Origin of the sequence: Micromonospora sp. NBC_01655 (genome assembly GCF_026339755.1) — a bacterium.
Classification (GTDB): domain Bacteria; phylum Actinomycetota; class Actinomycetes; order Mycobacteriales; family Micromonosporaceae; genus Micromonospora.
Genome location: NZ_JAPEQF010000001.1, coordinates 3,156,834 through 3,179,389 on the forward strand (window position 1 = coordinate 3,156,834; position 22,556 = coordinate 3,179,389).

Annotated in this window: 15 protein-coding genes; 4 read left to right on the forward strand and 11 right to left on the reverse strand. The window is 67.6% G+C overall.

The window, feature by feature from the left end:
* The first annotated feature begins 139 nt into the window (after positions 1-139).
* On the forward strand, positions 140-1,279 hold the full coding sequence (locus OOK41_RS14895) for a peptidoglycan-binding protein (protein WP_266265451.1): 1,140 nt from the start codon (positions 140-142) through the stop codon (positions 1,277-1,279).
* On the opposite strand, the gene OOK41_RS14900 is transcribed toward OOK41_RS14895, so the two are convergent.
* Complete coding sequence (locus OOK41_RS14900; protein WP_266265452.1) at positions 1,255-1,554, reverse strand: hypothetical protein; 300 nt, start codon at positions 1,552-1,554, stop codon at positions 1,255-1,257. The two genes, OOK41_RS14895 and OOK41_RS14900, sit on opposite strands and share 25 nt — an antisense overlap.
* 383 nt (positions 1,555-1,937) lie before the next feature.
* On the opposite strand from OOK41_RS14900, the gene OOK41_RS14905 reads away from it, so the two are divergent.
* Positions 1,938-3,023: a hypothetical protein gene (locus tag OOK41_RS14905; protein WP_266265453.1), complete on the forward strand. Its 1,086-nt coding sequence runs from the start codon at positions 1,938-1,940 to the stop codon at positions 3,021-3,023.
* Positions 3,020-4,459, forward strand: coding sequence for a peptide ligase PGM1-related protein (locus tag OOK41_RS14910; RefSeq protein ID WP_266265454.1), 1,440 nt, complete (start codon positions 3,020-3,022; stop codon positions 4,457-4,459). Before OOK41_RS14905 ends, OOK41_RS14910 begins: the two co-directional genes overlap by 4 nt.
* 24 nt (positions 4,460-4,483) lie before the next feature.
* Here OOK41_RS14910 and OOK41_RS14915 read toward each other — a convergent pair whose 3' ends face one another.
* The 8 genes from OOK41_RS14915 to OOK41_RS14950 all read right to left on the reverse strand — a co-directional run bounded on the left by OOK41_RS14915 (position 4,484) and on the right by OOK41_RS14950 (position 13,308).
* Positions 4,484-5,512, reverse strand: coding sequence for an isocitrate/isopropylmalate dehydrogenase family protein (locus OOK41_RS14915; RefSeq protein WP_266265456.1), 1,029 nt, complete (start codon positions 5,510-5,512; stop codon positions 4,484-4,486).
* A 25-nt stretch (positions 5,513-5,537) separates the two neighbouring features.
* Positions 5,538-6,689: a pyridoxal phosphate-dependent aminotransferase gene (locus OOK41_RS14920; protein WP_266265458.1), complete on the reverse strand. Its 1,152-nt coding sequence runs from the start codon at positions 6,687-6,689 to the stop codon at positions 5,538-5,540.
* A gap of 14 nt (positions 6,690-6,703) precedes the next feature.
* The gene (gene leuD / locus OOK41_RS14925; protein ID WP_266265460.1) at positions 6,704-7,330 is read right to left on the reverse strand and encodes a 3-isopropylmalate dehydratase small subunit; all 627 of its coding nucleotides are present in this window, start codon (positions 7,328-7,330) and stop codon (positions 6,704-6,706) included.
* Positions 7,331-7,339: 9 nt separating this feature from the next.
* Entirely contained in the window at positions 7,340-8,737 is a 1,398-nt protein-coding gene (leuC, locus tag OOK41_RS14930; RefSeq protein WP_117670128.1) for a 3-isopropylmalate dehydratase large subunit, read from the reverse strand.
* Positions 8,734-9,945, reverse strand: coding sequence for a LeuA family protein (locus OOK41_RS14935; protein ID WP_266265464.1), 1,212 nt, complete (start codon positions 9,943-9,945; stop codon positions 8,734-8,736). The genes leuC and OOK41_RS14935 overlap by 4 nt, the downstream gene beginning before the upstream one ends.
* Complete coding sequence (locus OOK41_RS14940; RefSeq protein WP_266265466.1) at positions 9,942-11,063, reverse strand: FAD-binding oxidoreductase; 1,122 nt, start codon at positions 11,061-11,063, stop codon at positions 9,942-9,944. The genes OOK41_RS14935 and OOK41_RS14940 overlap by 4 nt, the downstream gene beginning before the upstream one ends.
* Before the next feature lie 72 nt (positions 11,064-11,135).
* A complete protein-coding gene (locus OOK41_RS14945; protein WP_117670130.1) occupies positions 11,136-11,345 on the reverse strand; it encodes an MbtH family NRPS accessory protein in 210 nt (69 codons plus the stop codon).
* Positions 11,326-13,308: a non-ribosomal peptide synthetase gene (locus OOK41_RS14950; RefSeq protein WP_266265468.1), complete on the reverse strand. Its 1,983-nt coding sequence runs from the start codon at positions 13,306-13,308 to the stop codon at positions 11,326-11,328. The genes OOK41_RS14945 and OOK41_RS14950 overlap by 20 nt, the downstream gene beginning before the upstream one ends.
* Before the next feature lie 479 nt (positions 13,309-13,787).
* Here OOK41_RS14950 and OOK41_RS14955 point away from each other — a divergent pair, with 479 nt between their 5' ends.
* Positions 13,788-19,769: a non-ribosomal peptide synthetase gene (locus OOK41_RS14955; RefSeq protein WP_266265471.1), complete on the forward strand. Its 5,982-nt coding sequence runs from the start codon at positions 13,788-13,790 to the stop codon at positions 19,767-19,769.
* Between the two features lie 103 nt (positions 19,770-19,872).
* Here OOK41_RS14955 and OOK41_RS14960 read toward each other — a convergent pair whose 3' ends face one another.
* Both OOK41_RS14960 and OOK41_RS14965 read right to left on the reverse strand, forming a co-directional pair.
* Positions 19,873-20,862 carry a cytochrome P450 gene (locus OOK41_RS14960; protein WP_266265474.1) on the reverse strand — a complete coding sequence of 330 codons (990 nt, stop codon included), beginning with the start codon at positions 20,860-20,862 and terminating at the stop codon, positions 19,873-19,875.
* Positions 20,863-21,782: 920 nt separating this feature from the next.
* Complete coding sequence (locus OOK41_RS14965; protein WP_117670138.1) at positions 21,783-22,553, reverse strand: aspartate/glutamate racemase family protein; 771 nt, start codon at positions 22,551-22,553, stop codon at positions 21,783-21,785.
* Positions 22,554-22,556: the final 3 nt, after the last annotated feature.

The window sequence follows — 22,556 nt, forward strand, 5'->3', positions numbered from 1 at the left end:
CCGGGGCAAGTCGCCGCCGAGCGGCTGTCCGAGATGGTCGGACAAGGACTCGGACAAGCCGCATTGAGCTGCCCGGACATGGCATCGTCCCGACCATGGGATTGTCCCCGCCGACCCGCTTGTCTAGCGTCGTTCACCGATGGCCGCACCGCTGACGGTGTACGGCCCGACGGGCTCGGCCCGGCACCGGGCCGAGCCCGACCACATCGACGACGCGGGGGATTTGATGGATGACTCTGCCCGGGATCCGGTGCCACAGGCCGCCACGGCGGGGGAGTACGTCGTGCTGCTCGGAAAGGTACGGCGGTGTTCCGGCCTGACCTACCGGGAGATCTCCCGGCGGTCCTCGGCTGCCGGGCACTGGCTGCCGCCGAGCACCCTCGCCACGATGCTGGGGCGGACTACCCTGCCCCGGGAGCGGACCGTCGTGGCGCTGCTGGTCGGGTGCGGTATGCCGGCCGGGGACATCGAGCGGTGGGTCGGGTTGCGGCGTGACATCGAGGCGCGACTGGGCGAGCCAGCGCGAGGGGACAGCCAGCCGACGGACCCCGACCCGACGTCTCCCGACGCTGGGCTCGCGGCCGTCGACCCGGCCGAGCCGCAGCAGGCACCAGCCGAGGCGGACCGGGCCAGCCGGCCGGCCCGTCGACGGCTGCGGCTGGGGGTGCTCGTGCTGGTGGGCGCGCTGGTGGGCGCGCTGGCCGTCGGCGCGTCCGGGGCGCTGCTGTCGCACGCCGACGGTGACGGCAGGAACGCCGCCTCGACCGATGGCTGCCCGCTAGTCCTGCGGCAGGGCATGTACGGCCCCTGCGTGCTGGATCTCCAGGAGCGGCTGGTGGCTGGTGGGCTGCGCGTACCGGTGGACGGCTGGTTCGGCCCGGATACCGCCAGCCGGGTGATGGCCTTCCAGGCGCTGGGTGGCCTGCCGGTCAGCGGCACGGTGGACGGGCGGTTGCTCGACGAGCTGTCGGGCGACCCGATGGTGCCGGCCAGTTGGCCGGAGGACCGGATCAGCAGTCGACTGCGGGAAACCTTCCCGGAAGACCCGGCCGGGGCGGTGCGGTTGGCGCGGTGCCTGTCCGGGCTGGACCCGTACCGTATCGAGGTTCTCGCGGACGGATCGCGGCGCTGGGGGCTGTTCCAGTTCAGCGACATGGAGTTGTCCCGGCTCGGCGTCGACCGCCGGACCGCGTTGGATCCGGACTGGAGCATTGGGGCGGCGCGGGATGTCTGGTCGCGCACCGGCGACTTCGGTCACTGGCGCTGCGCACCGTCGTAGTGAAACGCGCCTTTCCCTGCCCGGTTACGGACCGGGCAGGGCGCCCCCTCGCACCGGTGGACGACTCCCGGTCGCAGCCGGTTGACGTAGACGTACGCACCCACGGAATCGCCGGCGGCGCGGCCGAAGCCGGTCATGTGCCGGACCACGCCCTTGGCAGGTGGATCGTCGGTGGTGGCATCGAAACTGAAGCAGAGGAGGCGGCGGAGACTGCGACGGCGGTCGGGCTCGGCGACAACAGTGTTGCCGACAGGTTGGCCGGTTCGGGCATTCATCAAGCTCTCCTCTGAAGGGCGTTGCCGTCGCCACCGGTCGCCTTCTACCCGGCGAAAGTCGAATTCCGCCGGAACGGCGTAAGCCGGAATCGTGCGGTTGGTTCAGATCCCCACTACCGCCGCGGCACTGGCGTCAACCATGAATCAGGTGCGGGGGCACGGGCAAGGAGTACGCCTGTTCGGAACTGTTCGGAAAGGGATCGGTACGCCCCGCCGGGTTGGCCGGCTCGCGCCCCGGACCACGGCCCTGTCGGCGTACAGCTTCACCCACACAGGCGCGCAGCGGCGGACCGCGTCTACGGCTGAGGTCGCCGCTGCCGACCAGTTCATCCGTGGCGCAAGCCCACCCCGTCTGCCCGTGGACTGACCAAGGCACCTCCGGCGTGATCACCCTTCACCGGCAGAACGCAGGAAGTTTGGTCGACCTGCCGCTGCACGAGGCCGCTGACGACACCGCGACGTGCGCACCGCCCACCCGCCTTACCGGCGCATCCGGCGTCACCACAGCGGCATACGAGAGCAGTACCACGCCAGTCAGCCGACTGCCGGACCTGGCACGGCCAGGGACGATGCGGGCGGCGATGTGCCATGAACCTGTCCACGAACGGACGTCGGCAACGGTCAACATCAAGTCACCGCTCTCGCACCGAGCCGATGGGACGACGACCATGACTCTCTCCGTGACAGCCGATGATCCGCTATTCAGCGAGGAGGTCGTGACCGGGCTGACCAAGGATCATCTGGTTCGGCTGGCCACAGGAACCCTTGCCTGCGTGCACGCCCGCGCGTTCCTGCCCGCCGAACTGCGGGCGGATCTGGCCGGGCTGGTGGACCGGATGCCGTTGAGCTCGGTCAACTCGAAACGGGTCAACCCGCCTGTGCTGCGGTTCGGCCCGACGGTCAACGACTTCGTCGCCGATGGCCAGCTCGATCCCGGCTACTGGACGCACGTCGAGTCGGCGCGCACGGCGTGGGCGGCGGCCGACCTGGACCCCGATCCGCTCCGGATCTGCCTGGAGGGGCTCGGCGAGGTGTGGGGCGGGCCGCCGGAGGCGGCCCGGATAGCGGGTCGCCCGGTCATGGCTGGCACGATCCGCGAGTCGAACGGTGGGCTGCGGGTCCACTTCGACGACGTGGCACGGGAATTCCCGCGCGGGCTGTTCGACCAGAAGCTCGTCGCCCAACTGGCGATCAACGTCTACCTGATGATGCCGTCCGTCGGGGGTGAAACCACCATCTGGCGCCGCACCTGGGAGCCCACGGACGAGGCGGCCCGGATCGGCTTCGGCTATGACAGCGAGGTGGTGGCGGGCGTCCAGTCGGTGACGGTGCGACCGGAGCCGGGCGACGCTCTCGTTTTCAACCCGCGCTTCTACCACTCCGTGGCAGGCGGGCAGGACGGGCGCAGGGTGTCGGTCGCCATGTTCATCGGCATCACGACCGGTGGGAATCTGGCGATCTGGTCATGACGACACCGCGCGCCCGCGGTGCCTCCGCCGAGGAGATTCGTCTGGAGTTCGCCAGAAGACACCCGCGACTGCCGATGTTCACACCCACGGGTGGAACAGTGGTCGTGCTTCCCTCCCTCACCCTCTCGCCGGGGGAGTTGGCGCACATCGAGGGCTATGCCCGCTACGAGGAGCGACTTCTGTTCCTCCTGCTCATGTTGCGCGAGCCCGCCGTCTCCGTGATCTTCCTGTCCTCGGTGCCCGTCGACGCCGAGGTCGTCGACTACTACCTGAGCTTCCTGCCCGATCCGGCGGGCGCCCGTGCCCGGCTGCGGATGATGCCGGTGGGCCTGGCCGAGAACACCGAACTGTGCCCGTTGACGCACAGGATCCTCGCCGACCCCGCGATGTGCCACGAGATCGCGCCGGCGGCGGGCACCGATGCCTGGCTGTTTCCCTTTGTCGTGACCGAACACGAGGAGCGGCTGTCGGAGATCACTGGCCTTCCGCTGTACGGCGCGCCTGCGCGGCTGGCCGCTCTGGGGACGAAATCCGGCAGCCGGGCGATCGCAGAAGGCGCTCGCGTCGCTACGGTCCCTGGCGCCGGGGGGCTGGCCAGCGTCGGGGAGGCGGAGGCCGTCGTGGCTCGACTGGTCGCGGACGGCCCGGTCATGCTGAAGCTGGACGACGGATACGGAGGCCTTGGCAACGCCATCGTCGAAGCCATGCCGAACGGACGCCTGGCCCAGGCCCGGATCAGGTTCACCGCACCGGACGAGACCTGGACGTCGTTCGCGGCAAAGATCTCCGCGCGGGGCGCGACCGCGGAGTGGTACCTCACGACACCGGGTCTGCGCTCGCCGAGCACGTTCGCCAGCATCACCCCGGACGGAACGCCCGAGGTGATCGTCACCCAGGACCAGGTCCTCGACGGGATGGTCTACGTGGGATGCCGGTCCCCGGCGGACAGCCGGTATCGACCAGCGCTGCGCGCCGCCGCCCAACGCGTCGTGGACGCCTTGTCCGCACGTGGTGTCATTGGCGTGTTCAGCCTGGATTTCCTGGCCGTCGAGCGTGGTGGATGGGAAATCCTGTTGTGCGAGACCAACCTGCGGGTCGGCGGCACAACGCACCCGTTCGGTACGACGTTGCTCGTGACCGGCGGTTGCGTTGACGGCGCCACTGGCCAGGTTGTCGACGGCGGGCGCGCCAAGGCCTACGTCGGCACGGATCACCTGTGGGTTCCCCATTTCCGCGGCTGCCGCCCCGCCGACATCATCGACCGCTTGGGCGCCAACGCCTTCGACCCGCGCCGCGGTACTGGCGCGGTCCTGCACCTGCTGGGTGCCGCATGCGTGTACGGCAAACTGGGAATCACCGCGATAGGCGACACTCCCGGCGAAGCCGAGCAGGTCTATCAGGACAGCCGCCGAGCACTCGGCGCGGCCGACTCCTGAGCCCGCTTGGCTTCGCCGTGGGTGTTACCGAAGTTCGGCGCGAATGGCGGCACCAGCCTCCTGGGTGCTCAACGAGCCACCGATGTCGGGCGTGCAGCGCCCTGCTGACACCGCCGTCGAAACCGCTCCACGGATCGCCAGTGCAGCCTCGGAGAGGCCGATTCCCTCACAGAGGAGCGCGGCGCTGAGGATCGCTCCAACGGGGTTCGCCTTTCCCTGCCCCGCGATGTCCGGTGCGCTGCCGTGGACCGGTTCGTACACGCCGAATCCGGTCTTTGGGTTGAGGTTCGCTGATGCCGCCATGCCGAGGCCACCGGCCAACTGGGCGGTGAGGTCGCTCAGAATGTCACCGTAGGAATTGTTGGTCACGATGACGTCGAACACTGACGGGTCGGCGATCAGTTTCATCGCCGCCGCGTCCACGTACAGGTGGGAACAGTCGATGTCGGGACGCCGTTCGATCGCCTCGCGCCAACAACGCTGCCACAGTTTCCCGCCATTGGGAACGGCGTTCGACTTGTCCACGAGGCACACCGACTTTCGCGCTATCGACAACGCGTAGTCGAGCACGCGTGAGACACCGCGGTAGGTGTTGACCTCCTCGTCGATCGCGATCTCGTCCGGTGTGTCGGCACGCACCCTGCCGCCGACGCCGACATACAATCCTTCGGAGTTTTCTCGCACGATGACGCAGTCGACGTTCCTGCGACGTTCGTCCCGCAGGGGGCTCAGCCGGGCGTCCCACAGAAACGCTGGCCGATGGTTCACGTACAGGTCGAGCTCGAAACGCATCTTGATCAGCACGCCCCGGCCGTACTCCGAATTGTTGATGCCGGGAGCGCCGATGGCACCGAACAGCACCGATTTCGCGGACCGTATCCGTTCGAAGTCCTCCGGGGACAGGCCTGCCCCGGTTTTCCGGAACGTGGTGGCGTTGACCTCGTCGAGGTGGTCGAAGTCGAGTCCGAGCCCCAGTTCATCGAGGACCTTGACGGCCTCGTCCGTCACCTCTGGTCCGATTCCGTCACCAGGTACAACAGCGATCACCGTCACTGTGATCTCCTCATAAACGTAGCCGTCACCGCTTGGGCTCCAGGGTCGCCAGCCGCCCCTGCGCGGTGTCGAGATATGCGTGCGGTTTGTTGAACGCGATACGAACGAAGCCGGAATCCGATGTCCGGTCGGACAGAAATAGCTGCCCCGGCGCGAGGAGCACACCTAGGTCGATCGCGAGCCTGCGAACGAAGGACCGGCAATCCTCTCGGCCGTATGGCCCGAGTTCGGCGACGACATAACAACCGCCCCGAGGAGACGTGCAGCGTAACCCCACACCGCGGAAGATACGCACCGCCTTGTCCCGCAGCTGCTGAAGATCCGGCCGTGGATCCCAGTCTTGCCCGTCAACCAGTCCGGACCGGGCCACGGCCTGTTGCAGGGGCACCGGAGCCCCGCCCGTCAGGCCGATGTGGATGCTGCGCAACGCACGGGTGAGTGCGGGGGCGGCACGGAGGAAGCCGATTCTCCAGCCACTGATGGCGTGGCTCTTCGAGAAACTGCCGACCACGATCGCTCGGTCTCGCAGTCCCGGCACGTCCGCCGCCGAGATGTGCTGTCCGCCGTCGTAGACATATGAGGCGTACACCTCGTCGGAAATGACCAGCAGATCGTGCCGCTCACACAGTTCCGCGATGACCGCCCACTCGTCTTCCTCCAGCACATGGCCAGTGGGATTGTTCGGCGTGTTCACCAGAATCGCCTTGGTACGGGGACCGATCGCGGCGGCGAGTGCCGTGGCGTCCCACCGCCAGTCCGGCGGCCGGACCCGGACGAATCTCGGCACGGCCGACGCCGTTGCGATCGAGACGAGATAGGGCTCGAAGAACGGCTCGAACACGACGATCTCGTCACCCGGATCGAGGACGCCGAGCATCGCGACAGCCAGCCCTTCGGCCGCTCCCACCGTGATGGTGAGCTCGGTGTCCGGATCGGCCGGTGTCCGGAACGACTGGCCCAACGCCGCCCGGAGCTCCCCGTTGCCACGCATGTCGCCGTACTGGTTGTTTCCGTCCCGCAGCGCGGCGCACGCCTGGTCGATCATCGCCTTCGGCGGCCGTGGCCATCCGGGGCTGCCCAGCGCGAGGTCCACCGCACCCATCCTGCGGCCCGCCTCGATCAACTCGCTGAGGCCGTCGGCGGGTATTCGGGCCAGGCGACGCGTCCCGGTGGCCATGGGCGCACCGCCTGTCACCGCGTGCCCGCCCTGGCTTGCGTTGATCCACTGCCCCGCGGGATCTCGGGCAGCCACGATGGCCGGCTCCGCTCGTAGTCTGCGATGTCCGCCGCGTCGCGCAGCGTCACTTCGATGGTGTCGAGTCCGTTGAGCAGCAGCCAGCGTGCCCGTTCGTCGATGCTGAACGACCAACGGTCCTGGCCAGCGGCCACTTCGCACTTCGTCAGGTCGACACTGATCTCGAAGGCTGGATCGGCTTCGGCGCGGTCCATCAGCGACGCGACGGCTTCGTCCGGCAGGACGACCGCCAGCAGGCCGTTGCGTAGTGCGTTGCGGTGGAAGATGTCGCCGAACCGGGTCGAGACGACCACCGCGAATCCCCACTCGCGCAGCGCCCAGACCGCTTGCTCGCGCGAGCTTCCGGTGCCGAAGTTCGTGTCCGCGATCAGTACCGTCGCGCCTTCGTGTTCCTTGGAGTTGAGGATGAAGGCGGGGTCCTTTCGCCACCGCGCGAACAGGGCGTCAGAAAGGCCGTGCCGCGAAATCCGCTTGCCGAACTCGGCCGGGATGATCTGATCGGTGTCGACGTTGCTGCGCCGGAGCACCACTGTCCGGCCGGTGTGCGAGGAAAACGGTTCCATTGCCTACTCTCAGACCAGATCGTGTGGGGCGGCGAGCCTGCCGGTCACCGCTGTTGCCGCCGCGACGGCGGGTGAGACCAGATGGGTACGGGCCCTGCCACCCTGGCGCCCCTCGAAGTTCCGGTTCGACGTGGACGCCACCCGGTTGTTGCCGGAGATCCGGTCCGAGTTCATGCCGAGGCACATCGAGCAGCCGGGCAGGCGCCACTCGGCACCCGCCGCCTTGAAGACCTCGTGCAGGCCCTCCTGCTCGGCCTGGACGCGTACCCGGCCGGAGCCCGGGACCACGAGCATCCGGACACCGGGTTTGACCCGGCGGCCACGCAGGATCTCGCCCGCCGCCCGTAGATCCTCGATCCGCCCGTTCGTGCACGAACCGATGAACACCGTGTCGATCGGGATGTCACGCATCCGGGTGCCCGGCCGGAGGTCCATGTACTCGAGCGCGCGCTCGGCGCTGGCCCGCTCGACCGGATCGGTGAACGACTCGGGCGAGGGCACCGCCGCGTCGAGCGGAAGGGCGTGCCCGGGATTGGTTCCCCACGTGACGTGCGGGCTGAGCTCGGCCAGGTCGATCCGGACCACTCGGTCGAAGGCGTCCGGGTCGTCGGTCACCAGCGTCTCCCAGTCCGACACCGCGTCCTGCCAGGCCGCACCGGACGGCGCGTAGGGCCGGTCCCGCAGATAGGCGAGCGTGTTGTCGTCCGGGGCGATCATCCCGGCACGCGCACCAGCCTCGATGCTCATGTTGCACATGGTCATCCGGCCTTCCATGGACATCGAACGCACCGCCTCACCGCGGTACTCGATGAGGAAGCCCTGGGCACCGTTGGTACCGATGGCGCCGATGACCGCGAGGATGATGTCCTTCGCCTCGGTTCCCGCCGGGGGCAGCCCGGTGAACTCGACCGCCATGGTCCGGGGGCGGGCGACCGCGAGTGTCTGCGTGGCGAGCACGTGCTCGACGTCGCTGGTTCCCACGCCGAAGGCGAGTGCGCCAAGGGCGCCGTGGGTCGACGTGTGGCTGTCGCCGCACACCACCAGCATTCCGGGCTGTACCAGGCCGAGTTCGGGACCGACGACGTGCACGATGCCCTGGCTGGCGTCACCGATCGAGTACAGCTCGATGTCGTGCTCGGCGCAGTTGCCGCGCAACGCGTCGATCTGCGCCCGGCTCGCGTCGTCGGCGATGGTCAGCGAGTGGGTCGGCACGTTGTGGTCCTCGACCGCGAGCGTCAGTTCCGGGCGACGGACCCGGCGGCCGGACAGCCGGAGACCTTCGAACGCCTGGGGCGACGACACTTCGTGGATCAGATGCAGGTCGATGTAGAGCAGATCGGTCCGTTCGTCCAGTTCGCGGACGACGTGGCGCTGCCACAGCTTTTCGGCCAGCGTCCTACCGGTCATCGGGCCGACTCCGCGGTGTTCGCCATCTCGGCGAGGATCTCCTCACGCAGGACACCCAGCTCGACGCAGTCGCCGTCGGCACGACCGTTGACGTACTTCTCGTACAGCGAGTCGACCATGTCGTCGTGAAGGTCGAGCTTGGCCTGTGCGGCGACGTGCCGCAGCACCGCGCGGCCGGAGTGGCGGGCCACCAGCAGTTGCGACTCACGGCCGAACCGGCCCGGCTCGACGTACTCGTAGGTCAACGGGTTCTGCAGCATCCCCTGCTGGTGCATGCCCGCCGCGGTGGCAAAGGCGTACGTGCCGAACAGCGCCTTGTTGCGTGGCTCTTCGAGTCCGATCGCCGCGCGGATCGCCGAGTAGACCTCGTACATCCCCTCGGTCTTGACGTCGGTCGTGGCCCCGTAGACCTCACTCTTGTACGCCAGCAGGCCGACGACCTCCTCGAGTGCCGTGTTGCCGGCACGTTCGCCGATGCCGCCCAGCGTCACCTGGACCTCGTCCGCGCCCGCCTCGACGGCCGCCATGGTGTTGGCCAGTGCGAGTCCGAAGTCGTTGTGGCAGTGCACGGTGAGGCTCGCCGATGCCGGTGCCCACTCCCGGACCGTCGCGACCAGCTCGCCGAACTCGGCCGGTGTCACACACCCCATCGTGTCCCCGACACCGACCTGGGTCGCACCGGCCTCCAGCGCGGTCTCGACGGTGGCACGCAGGAGGTCGAGTGAACCGCGGCTGGAATCCTCCATCGCCAGGGTGATGAACGGAACGCCGAGCGAGGAGGCCAGCGAGATGGCGTCGTACAGCTCGCGCAAGGCGGTGTCGCGGGTGATGCCACGTTTGTGCTCGAGGTGGATCTCGCTGGCGGTGGCGATGACCTGCAACTGGTGGTTCTTCGTGCCCGCCGCCTCGACCGCCGCTTCGACGTCACCGCGGGCCGCCCGGCACAAGGTCGCCACCCGCGCGGTGGTGAGTGCCTCGGAGATCAGCCGGGTGGCCTCGACGTCCTTTGCCGACGAGGCAGGGAATCCGGCTTCGACGGCGTCGACGCCGAGTGCCTCGATCCGCAGGGCGAGGTCGAGTTTCGTCCGCGGACTCATCGCGTTGCGCGGGGCCTGCTCACCGTCCCGCAAGGTCGTGTCGAAAATCGAAATGCGCCGCGGTGCGCGGCCGGTGCTGTCAGTCATTCCAACCTCCTCGTTGGTGGTCACACGACGTTCAATTCGGGACGGCCTGCGGCGCCGGTGAACCGGCCCGCGTGGAAGCCGCTGATGTCGGTGAAGGTCGGCCGCTGCAGGCAGAGGTCACGCAGAACCTCGCCGACGGCGGGGCCCATCATGAAGCCGTGCCCGGAAAACCCGGCGGCGTAGAGGAATCGGCCGTCGCCGGCGGTCCCGATCAGCGCGTTGTGATCAGGAGTCATCTCGTAGAGGCCTGCCCAGCCCGTGGTGAGACCCACACTCGCGAGCGCGGGTGCCCTTCGCTGCACGGCCGCGGCGACACCCGCCAACCAGCTCTCCGACCGGTTCGTGTTGAATCCGGGCTTCTCGTCCGGGTCGGACATTCCCAGCAGCAGTCCGGCACCCTCGGCGCGGAAGTAGAAGGCGGTGCCGAAGTCGATGGTGAAAGGTGTCGCCGGATCGAGGCCGTTCATCGGCTCGGTGAGCACGATCTGCCGCCGCAACGGGACGACAGGCAGGTCGACACCGGCCCATGCGCCCACTTCGCGAGACCAGGCACCAGCCGCGCAGATGACCGTGTCGGTTTCGATCCGGCCGCCCTCGGTGCTGACCGCGATGATCCGATCCCCGTCGTACTCGATACCGGTCGCAGCACAGTTGGTGACCAGCCGCGCACCGAGCCTGCGGGCCGTGGTGGCGAACCCGAGCACCACCGATTCGGGGGTGCAGTGTCCGTCCGTCGGCGAGTACACCGCCGCCAGAAGCCCGTCGGTGCCGATCAACGGCGACAGACGCCGCGCCTCGGCGACCGAGATCATCCGGCTGGGCACGCCGAGGTCGTTCTGCACGGCGACGGCCGACTCGAACTCGGCCACGGTTTCCGGCTGGTCCAGCAGGAACAGGTAACCCACCTGCCGCAGGTCGATGTCCTGGCCGAAGCGTTCACCGAAACGTTCGTACGTCTCGAGACTGCGCGTCGCCAGCTCGATGTTGACGCGGTCGGAGAACTGGGCGCGGACTCCGCCCGCCGCGCGGCAGGTGGATCCGGACCCGAGAGCACCGCGCTCGATCAGCACGACGTCGCGCACTCCGGCGGCGGCCAGGTGGTACGCGGCGCTGACTCCGATGACTCCGCCGCCGATGATCACAACGGACGCCTTCGATGGAATTTCGGTCACTTCACGCCTCACAACCCACGTACCATCGAATGCCCAGCCTGCTCAGGAACTCGCCATGCGCTCACGCAGGCTGCGCGGCCGCATGTCGGTCCATACCGTTTCGATGTGGGCGAGACAGTCCTGCTTCGAACGGGCCGTACCCACCGGCTTCCAGCCAGCCGGAATTTCCCGGCCCTCCGGCCAGATCGAGTACTGCTCCTCGTCGTTCACGACGACGAGATACGACTGGTCGTCATCCTCGGTTGAGTTCATCTGCCTGCTCTCCTTTCCATCCTTTGGCAGAGGGGTGGTCCACGGTCGAATGCTCGGCGAGCAGCCGTTCGATCTCGTCGTCGGACATCTCGTCGACCTGACGGGCCAGCCGGGTGACGGTCTCGATCCGCCCTGGCGTGCCGGCGTGACGGACCACGTCGGCGAACGACGCGATCGTGGGAGCGCCGAACAGGGCACGCGCGGACAGGTCGATGTCGAAGGTCGCGTTGACGCGAGCGATCACCTGATGCGCGCGCAGAGAATGCCCGCCCAGCGTCAGGAAGTTCGCATGGACGTCGATCTGGCCAGGCTCCGGCAGGTCCAGCACCAGAGCCCAGATCGCGGCGACCAGATCCTCAAGCGGATCCCGTGGCGTCTCGACACCGGATGACTCCGGAACAGGAAGATTGCCGACGTCTATCTTGCCGTTCGACGTGACGGGAAACCGTCGCAGCGGGACGAGGACCGCCGGAACCATCTGGCCCGGCAGGTGATTCACCAGGTGTTCGCGTACGGCGTCGACGTCGATCGCCCCGCCCGTCGCAGGAGTGACATAGCCGACGAGGTAGGTGTTCTCACGCTCGTCGACGCGCGCGGCGACCACGGCCTCGGCCACTGCCAGGTGTTCCCTGAGCCTGGCTTCGATCTCGCCGGTCTCGATGCGGACACCGCGAATGCTGACCTGACTGTCGATTCGCCCGACGAACTCGATCGCACCGTCGGGGCGGTAGCGGGCGAGATCTCCGGTGCGGTACATCCGCTCACCCGGCCGAGTGGCGAACGGATCGGGAACGAACCGCTCGGCGGTCAGACCCGGGCTGTCGACATACCCACGGGCGAGGCTCGTTCCGGCGATGTGCAGTTCACCGGAAACACCTATGGCGACCGGCCGCAAGGCGTGGTCCAGGATGTAGGTGCGTACGTTGTCGATCGGCCGTCCGATCGAGGGTGCCCGCCACGAACCGGTGCGCCACGGGACGACACCGGCCGTGGTGACCACGCTGGCCTCGGTCGGTCCGTAGTGGTTGATCAGCTCGTATCCGGTGTCGGATCGAGGTCGCTCGCCGAGCCTGTCACCGCCGGTGAGTAGCGCGCGCAGCACCAAGCCTGGCGGCGACGGCAGTTTCACGACCTCCGCGGCGAGCGGAGTCGGCAGGAACGTGACCGTGATCCGGTTGTCCGCCAACCAGTTCAGCAGCAGGTCCGGCCGCAGCCGCTCGTCGTCCCCGGCGATGTGCAGGGTGGCTCCGGCGGCCAGTGCGGGCCAGATCTCCCACACCGACGCGTCGAACCCGACGGCAGCACACTGTCCGACGCGGTCGGTGTCGCCGATCCGGTACGAATCCAGGTGCCACGCCACCAGATTGGCGAGACCCGCGTGCGCGACCGCCACACCCTTCGGCCGTCCCGTCGATCCGGACGTGTAGATGACGTACGCCAGATTGCCCGGATCCACCGGAGCATCGACCGGATCAATGCCTCGGGCGTCCGGGCGGAGGACTCGCACGCACTCGGGGACGGAGAGCCGTGCACGAACGTCGTCCGTGGTGATCAGGACGGGAGCGCCGCAGTCCGTCAGCATGTACTCGAGGCGTGCGTCGGGGTGCTCCGGATCCAGTGGTACGTAGGTGCCGCCCGCCTTGAACACGGCCAGCATGGCGATGACCAGCTCGATCGAGCGCGGCAGGCAGATCGCCACCGCGACCTCCGGGACCACGCCTGCCTCACGAAGACAACGGGCCAGCCGGCCGGCGTCGGCGTCGAGATCCGCGTAGGTCAGCGACCGTGTTCCGTTGGTCACGGCGACCGCGTCCGGGCGCTCTGCGGCTTGTGCCGCGACCTGGACATGGACCAGGGTGACGGGCCGTGCTACCTCGGTCGCGTTCCACTCGACGACCTGGCGGTGGTACTCCTCGGGGGCCAGTACGGGCAGGCCGGGGTCTTCGTCGACGGGCATACGCATCACGGTCTCTTTCGCGTGGTTTCGCTGCTCGCCCATAGTGGATCGCGCGCTTGGTGTGGCACCGACGCGCAAAGGTCACCGAGATCAACGGCGCAGGCGTCGGTATCTCCTGGTGATCGCGACCTGTGCCGGATTGGGTACGGGTAGCCTACGGAATGCGTGTCCGGGCGGCGGGGGATAGCGGCGTGGCTGGATGCTCGCGTGCCGGACGATCGGCGGGGTGCCGCCCGGACCGTCGCCGCTATCCCCGTACTCGACCCGTAGCAGTCCCTTGGACACCAATGGCAACGTGTCCGACCAGCGGTGTCATCGCAGTCGGCCGACCACGAACGTGTCGATGCCGTACCAGCAGGCAGAGCCATAGTGGGCACCGAACCTGGTAAGTCCGCCTCACGCGGCGTCGGAAGCGAGGGCATCGCAGGATGAGCGCAGTTCCACAAGCTCGATCGGTCGCGAACAGACAGCGACTGCTGGATCTCATGCTCACCCGGGAGGGCCACTCGAATCGGATCACCCCGGCCGACCGGACCGCGGACCTGCCGCTCTCGTTCGCCCAGCAACGGCTGTGGACCCTCGACCGCCTGCTGCCTGACCGCTGTCTGTACAACGCGCCATTGGCCTACCGGCTGCGCGGCCCACTGGACCGCTCCGCCTTGCGGAAGGCGTTCACGGGCGTGGTCGCCCGCCATGAGGCGTTGCGGACCACCTTCGCCGTACGTGCGGGAACCCCCGTTCAAGTGATCGGCACATCCCGTCCTGTCGATATCCCGGCAGTGAGTCTGGCCGGGATGCCGGACAGGGAAACCGAAGCCGTCCGCCTGGCCATGGCCGAGGCCAGGGTTCCTTTCGACCTGGAAGCCGGCCCGTTGCTCCGGCTCAAACTGATCGAACTGGCCGCCGACGACCACGTCCTGCTGATCACGCTGCACCACATCGTGACCGACACGTGGTCGCTCGGTGTGATGTTCCGGGAGATCACCACGTTGTACGCCGCGGCACGCGACGGGGCCTCGCCGACCTTGCCGGAACTCGCCGTGCAGTACGCGGATTTCGCCGTCTGGCAGCGCCGGACGATGTCCGGCGAACGCCTGCGGCGGGAACTCACCCACTGGAGCGACCGACTGAGCGGCGCACCCCAGATGCTCACCCTGCCCGCGGATCGGCAACACCGTGCCGTGCCGTCCTTCGGCGGTGCGGAGCACGTCTTCACCGTGCCCGAGCCGATTCTGGCGCTGTTGCGGTCAGTCGCCGCGGCACAGGACGCGACGTTGTTCATGGTGCTGCTGGCCGCGTTCAAGGTGCAGCTTTCCCGGTACTGCGGCGAGACCGACATCGTCGTCGGCTCTCCGGTCGTCGGCCGTGGCCACGTCGAACTGGAGCCGCTGATCGGCTTCTTCGTCAACAACCTGGTGCTCAGAACCGATCTGGCCGGTGATCCACCGTTCACCGAACTCGTCAGGCGGGTACGCCACACCGCGCTCGACGCCTACGACCACCAGGAACTGCCGTTCGAGAAGCTGGTGAACGAACTGCAGCCGACGCGCAATCTGAGCGTGCAACCGTTGGCCCAGGTCAACTTCCAGGTCTACGAACCGCAGAACCTTGATTCGGCCCGGGTTCCTTCGGCGGGGCGAACCTCCGTACACGGCGACGACCTGACCTTGCCCGGCCTGCACGTCGAGTCCCTGCCCGTCGCGACGCGCACGAGCAAATTCGACTTTTCCATCATGTTCAGCGAAATCGGTCGGGATTTCGTCGGCCAGATCGAGTACTCGACCGATCTGTATGACAAGCCCACCATCGAGCGGTTCGCCGACAATTTCGCCGCCCTGCTCGACGGAATCGTGGCCCGCCCGGACAGCAGGCTGTCCGAACTGCCGGTGTTCGCCGATCGGGAGCGCGTCCGTGTCCTGGAGGAGTGGAACGACACCGACCGGCCGGGTGCGGGTGGGCGCTGCCTGCACGAACTCGTGCAGGCGCAAGCAGAACGTACTCCGGACGCGATCGCGGTGATCGCCGAGGACCGCCGGCTGACCTATCGAGAACTCGACAACCGCGCCAACGCACTGGCCCATCACCTACGGGCGCTCGGCGCCGAGACCGAGTCGACGATCGGTGTCTGCATCGAGCGGTCCGCCGAGGTCGTCATCGCCGTCCTCGCCGTCCTCAAGGCTGGTGGCGTCTACCTGGCGCTCGACCCGGACCAGCCCGTCGACCGGCTGGCTTCGCTGCTCACCGACGCCGGTGCGGCGATGCTGATCACCCGGGCCCAGCAGACCACGGTTCCCGCGGTGGACGGCATCGGGACCTACGTCTTCGAACGCGACTGGGCCATCACCGAGAAGTACCCCACCACGCCACCGGTCGGCACCACCGCTCCGGAGAGCCTCGCGTACGCCATTCACACGTCGGGCTCCACCGGCCGTCCCAAGTGTGTTGTCACGCCGCATGAGGGCGTCATCAACTACCTCACCTGGTTGCAGGCCGAACACGGTCTGTCCGCAGAGGACCGTGTGCTGCAGAAGGCACCGTTCGGCTTCGACGTGTCCGTGTGGGAGATTTTCTGGCCGCTCTGCACCGGAGCCGCGGTGGTGCTGGCCCGGCCCGGTGAGCAAGGAAATCCGAAATACCTCGCCGAGCTGATCAGGGACACGCGAATCACCGTCGCACATTTCGTGCCGTCCATGCTGCGGTTCTTCGTCGCCGAGCCCGCAGCCGCGGAATGCGCGAGACTGCGTCTGGTGATCTGCGGTGGCGAGGCCATCACCACGGACCTGGTGAACCGTTTCCACCGGACCTTCGATGCCGTGCTGCACAACCAGTACGGCCCAGCCGAGGCCGCTATCCAGGTCACCGGGTGCACCCTACGGCCAGGAGCAGAGAAGGCCTCGCTTGGTCGCGCGGTGTGGAACACCCGGTTGTACGTTCTCGACGCCGCCGGGAGCCCCGTTCCGCAAGGTGCGGCCGGTGAGCTCTACCTCGCGGGTGTCCAACTCGCTCGTGGCTATCTCAACCAGCCGGGCATGACCGCCGAACGCTTCCTGCCCAACCCTTTCGGCGCACCCGGCAGCCGGATGTACCGCACGGGCGACCTCGTCCGCTGGCTTCCCGACGGGACGCTGGAGTTCCTCGGCCGCACCGACCATCAGGTGAAGATCCGTGGCGTCCGGATCGAGCCCGGCGAGATCCAGAGCCACCTGACGGCCGATCCCGCCGTTCGCCAGGCGATCGTGGTGGCGAGGCAAGATCCGTCTGGTGACAAGCGACTGGTGGCCTACGTGGTCCCGCACGACACGGCGGACCCCGGCCGGTTGTCCGCGGCACTGCGTGCCGACCTGTCGGGTCGCTTGCCGAGCTATCTGGTGCCGTCGGCGTTCGTCGTCCTCGATTCTCTGCCCCTCAACCGCAATGGCAAGGTGGACGTGGCCGCACTGCCGCTGTCCACCGTTTCGTCCGACCGTCCGACGTTGGTCGCGGCGCGCACCCAGGTGGAACGGGTACTGGGCGAGGTGTGGCAGACAGTGTTGCGCCTGGACGAGGTGGGCGTGCACGACAACTTCTTCGCGCTCGGCGGTGACTCGATCCGTGCGATCGAGGTCACGTCACTGGCTGCGGCTTCCGGGCTGCGGCTGCACCCCAACCAGCTCTTCCAGCACCAGAGCCTTGCCGAACTGGCCGCGGTCGCAACCGAGGCGGACGACGAGAACGTGGCCGGGTGCCTGGCCGAGCAGGGCGAGGTCACCGGGCCGGTGCACCTCACCCCGATCCAGCGTTCCTTCGTGTCGGTCGGGGACCCCCGCCGGGACTACCAGACGCAGTACCTGGCGTTGGAGATCACCGCGGACCTACCCGCCGAGATCATCGACACCGCCATCGACCACCTGGTGCGGCACCATGACGTGCTCAGGACGAGATTGGCATTCGACGGCGCGGCCTGGACCCAGGCTGTGGAGGCGTACCGGCCGGAGGAGCGGCTGGTCCGGCACACTGTCGACGACCTGGACGTCGGCGTCCTGCTGGACGACTACGCGACAAGGGCGGCCGAATCCCTCGACCCGGTGGCGGGCCGGATGGTGCGAGCGGTGTACCTGGAACGTCACGGCGCCAGGCCGGTGCTGCTGGTGATCATCCACCACCTCTGCGTGGACGCCGTCTCGTGGCGCATCCTGATCGAGGATTTCGATTCGGTGTGCCGTCAGCTTCTCGACGGCCGGACCGACCCGGTGCTGCCCGCCAAGACCACCTCCTTCCAGACGTGGGCTGGACGCCTGCACGATCTGGCCGGATCTCCCGAACTGGCCGATGAGGCACGCCATTGGCGCTCGATGGTTCCCCGCGAGCTGCCGTCCCTGCCTCGTGACGGCGTGGTGACCTCCGATCGAAGCACGTACGGCGACGTGGAGCAGTTCGACTCCGTGGTGTCCCGCGACACCACTCGTGCCCTGATCGAGGAGGTGCCCGACGCCTACCGGACCCAGGTCAACGACGTGCTGATGACCGCGTTGGCGCTGGCGTTCGGCACCTGGACCGGTTCGCCACGGCTGTTGGTGGATCTGGAGGGCCACGGCAGGGAACCGCTCTTCGACGACGTCGACCTCACCAGGACCGTCGGCTGGTTCACCTCGGTCTTTCCGGTCTACCTGGACCTGCCCGACCCCGCCGACGTCGGTGGTTGCCTGATCGCGGTGAAGGAGACATTGCGCGCGGTTCCCCGCCGCGGCATCGGCCTCGGCCTGCTGCGGCACGTCCGCGCGGACGAACACCGCATCGACGATCTGCCGCAAGCCGAAGTCCTGTTCAACTACCTCGGCCGGATCGACACCCCCTCTGGCGGGGACGCCCTGGTCCGCCAGGTACCGGATCCGCTGCGGGCTGGAAACGCACCGAGCCGGCCGCGTACCTACCCGATCGAAGCGTATGCCCGGATCCAGGACGGGCGCCTCGTCGTGCACTGGTCGTACGATCGCAACGTCTACGACCGGAGCCGCATCGAAGGCATCGCCGGTGACTTCACCAGGGCGTTGGAACGGATCACCGAGTTCTGCCGCCTGCCGGACAGCGGAGGGCGCACGGCGTCGGACTACCCGCTCACCGGCCTGTCCACCGCGGACCTGAAGCGGCTTTTCGGCTCCTACCGTGGCATCGAGGACATCTATCCGTTGTCCACGTTGCAGACGGGCATCCTGTTCCACACGCTCACCGCGGCCAACGCCGACGTGTACCTGACGCAGGCGAGCTGGGAACTCGGTGACATCGACGCGCACGCGATGGCTCAGGCCTGGCAGGAGGTGACCCGCAGGACCGCCATGCTGCGTACCCGGTTCACGTGGAAAGCCGTGTATCCGGCGCTCCAGGTGGTCGAGCGCGACGTGCACCTCCCGGTCACGCATCTGGACTGGTCGGACCGGGATCACGCGCAACAGCGGTCGGCACTGGAAGACCTGCTCGACGAGGGCAGGCGGAACACCTTCGACCTCGAACGAGCCCCGATCGCCCGTGTCACTCTGATCAAGAGCGGTCCCGCGAACTGGCGCATCCTGGTGGAAACACACCACATCCTGTTCGACGGCTGGAGCATCACCATGCTCATCGGCGACGCGCTGGCCGTGTATCAGGCTCTGGTCGCCGGTGCGGAGTTGCGGCTGCCGGCCCGCCGTCCGTTCCGGGACTTCATCGAATGGCAGGGTGCTCGGAAGGCAGGCGCGGACGAGAGGTACTGGCGGAACTACCTCGCGGGGTTCACCGAACCGACGAGGTTGCCCGTTGAGCCGTCCGACGTCACCGGGTACGGCGTTCACCACCGGGAGCTTCCGGCAGAGTTGTCCAACGCGGTGCAGGACTGCGCGCGACGCCTGCGTATCACCCCCAGCACGCTGTTCCAAGTCAGTTGGTCGCTGATGCTGAGCCGGTACACGAACGCCACCGACGTGGTGTTCGGGGCCACTGTGTCCGGCCGGGCCGACATGCCCGGGATGGAGCGGATGATCGGCCTGTTCATCAACACGCTCCCGGTCCGCGTCCGGCTGGGACGTGGTGATCAACGGCTCGACGACTGGCTGCGGGAGGTGCAGACGGACTGGACCCGGATGCCGTCCGAACAGACCTCACTGGCGGACATCACCGCATGGAGCGAGATTCCGCCGCGGCAGTCACTGTTCGACAGCATCGTGGTGGTCGGGAACTACCCGGTCGACGATCCGGTCCGGACCGCGCTGGGCGGCATGTCCGCGCGAACTCTGCGGGTTCGCGAGATGAACAACTACCCGCTCAGCCTGATCGTCAACGGTGGGACACCGTACGAATTCGAGATGCAGTACGACCGGAGCAAATACAGCCCGGCCATGATCGAGGACGTCGAGAGGTGTGTCACCTCGGTTCTGCACATGATCGTCACCGACACCGACGTGACGATCGCTGAACTGATTACCGCAGTCGGTTACCGCCCGCTGCCAGGTCACTGAGCCCGCCGACGGCGCGGATCCTGGCGTGGTGTCGGTTGACGGTCCTCTGACGGCGGCACAGTCGGGGCGGGTGCGGGGGGCGTTCGAGAACCGCTGGGTGCCTTTACCGTGGCACGAGACGGACCGGCATCGATTCGAATCCCCAGACTAGATTGGAGGTGAGGCGCTGCGGTTGGCCGGCCAGTTCGGCATGGTCCGTGCGACGGACCAGTTCCTCGAAGAACACCTCCATCTCGGTGACCGCCAGTGGACCACCGAGGCAGAAGTGGGGGCCGTGGCCGAAGGAGAAGTGACGGTTCGGTGAGCGTGTGATGTCGAACGTCTCCGGATCGACGAAGGCTTTGGGATCGCGGTTCACCGCCGGCAGCCACACGGCCAGCTGGTCGCCGCTGCTGATGGCGTGGCCGCCGATCTCGGTGTCCCGCACCGCGGTCCGGCGTACGTGCAGCACCGGGCTGGCGTATCGCAGGATCTCCTGGACCGCGGACGGCACGTAGCTCCTGTCGACCTGGAGTGCTCGCCACGAGTCTGGATTGTCGATCAGCGCCAGGAGTCCACCAACGGTGCCGTGCCGGGTCGTCTCATTGCCCCCCGAGAGGAGACCGGTGCAGTTGAGGAACACCTCCTCGTCGGTCAGCGGCGCTCCGTCGATCTGCCCGTTGACCAGCGCGCTGGTCACGTCGTTGCCCGGGCTTCGTCGGCGCTGTTTGGCCAGGTCGTCGTAGTAGAGGAAAATGTCGGTGTACGCCTCCCTCATCTGCTCGACGCTGGTGTGCGGATCGTTCCCGAAAGCGGTCGCGGTCAGCCGCAGCATCAGGTCCCAGTCACTTTTCGGTACGCCGAGCATGTCGCAGATGACCGCCACCGGCAATCGTGCCGCCACGTCGGTGAAGTCGCAGACGTCCTGGTCGTAGGCCAGGTCCAAAGCCTCCGTCACCACCTCTCGCATCGTGTCCCGCAGCCGTGCCACCGTCCGGGGTGTGTACGTCGAGTTGATGATCCGCTTGATCGCGCCGTGTCGGGGCGGGTCGGTGACGATGAGCATCTTGCCGGCCGCGGCCTCCGCAGCGGGCTGATCGCTGCCGAGACGCATCCCCTTCCCGGAGACGAACGTCGACGGGTCGGTCAGGACCCGGGTGGCGGGCTCATGCTCCAGGACGGACCAGAACGCACCCCGATCGCTGACCGGCGTGTAGAACACGGGGGTTTGTGCTCGGAGCATCGTCCACAGGGGTACCGGGTCGACGGCCCGGTAGAGCTCGGGATCCGACAGGTCGGGCAGCTGGCTCTCGAGATCACTGCTGGGCATGAGGTTCAACCCTTACTTGTAGCTGGATCAGGGTTTGCTGGGCGGTGGGCCCGCCGGCGGGCGCGTCCGGTGTCAAGCAGGACGGCTACGGGACGTGAATTCGCCTGTGCAAGGCCGACTCCTGCCGATTGGCCGCACACCTTGGCCGACCAATCGAATGTGCCGTCGTCCATCAATGGCTGGTCAGGGGTAGTGTGCCCGAGAAGCGCAGGAATCGGTGATAAGCAAGAACGGTCCGGGGCGCTCCGTGGTCACAGATTGGCGTCCGGCCTGCTCGCATCGAGCCGGAGACGTTGGTGATCGATCTTAGATTCAGATCGACATGAGTGGTAGTGATGAGCATCACGCCCTACGTAGTGACCTGGCAGTGATGAAGCTAAAAGTGTTTGTGGATTCACGCATCGACTCACGCCTTTTGATTTATCCGTGCTATTCTGAGCACTTTTCATCGTGTGTTTGGGCTGGCCTGGACGTGAGGTAGGGCGAGGATGGCCTGGACGATCGCGGTGGCGGTTGACGGTCTTTCGGCGGCGGGACAGCCGGGGCCGGTGCGGGCGGCGGTCAGGTCGTGCACTGCGCCGGGCAGGGTGGGCGAGGCGAGGCGAGGCCCAACAGTGCGACCGCGGCCGGGTGAGACAGCACAGCGAGGCTCCCGGTTGGGGCATCGGACCTTGGTCGACCGCTGCCTCACCGGGAGCCTCGTCCTATGCCGGCAAAGCCTCTCCGCACGTACCGTGAACAGGCCCGTCACGATGAAAGGCCGCACTGATCGCGGCAATCGCTGCCGCTGCGATCGCGTCGGTAATCGATACGACTGTGGCGTCCGGTCCGTCCGGCGTCCACAGCAGCGGTAGCTCGGTGCACCCGAGCAGGGAGGTGAACCCACGTCCGCGGTAGCGGCGGATGAGCTCGTCGAGAACGTTCACCTCGGCCGGACCGGTCCGGCCGCTCTTCACCGCGGTGATGAGCCGGTCCAGGGTTTCCTGCTCCGCGCTCGTCGGGTAGTGCAGCTCGACATCGTCCGGCCACGAAGGTTCGTACAGGCGTTGCCGCCGAGTCGGTGACGTGCAGAACACCACGCACCGGGTGGCACCGCGGACGGACAGTTCCCGCGTGGCCGCCCGCAGCCCATCGACGATGGTGGCGCCGGTCCGCTCCTGGATGTCCACGCGGTAGGCGTGTGTTGTCGCCGAAGCGAGTGCCAGCACTGTGCATCCGAGTGACTGCAGGGACCTGGTCGCCGCGACCAGGTGGGGGAGAGGCGATTCGACACCGGGCACCCCACTGAGATGCCCGATCCGGCTGGGAAACGGCCAACTGAGCAGGACGGCGGAGAAGTGACCCTGGTCCGTCTCGGCTGAGGTCAACCGGACGAACCGCTCGTACAGGTGAGCTCCGGCCAGCGGCCCGAGGCCGCCGACGATCCCGGCGACCGGAGCGGTCCGGATGCCGGTGCCATTGTTCAGACCCGGCATCGC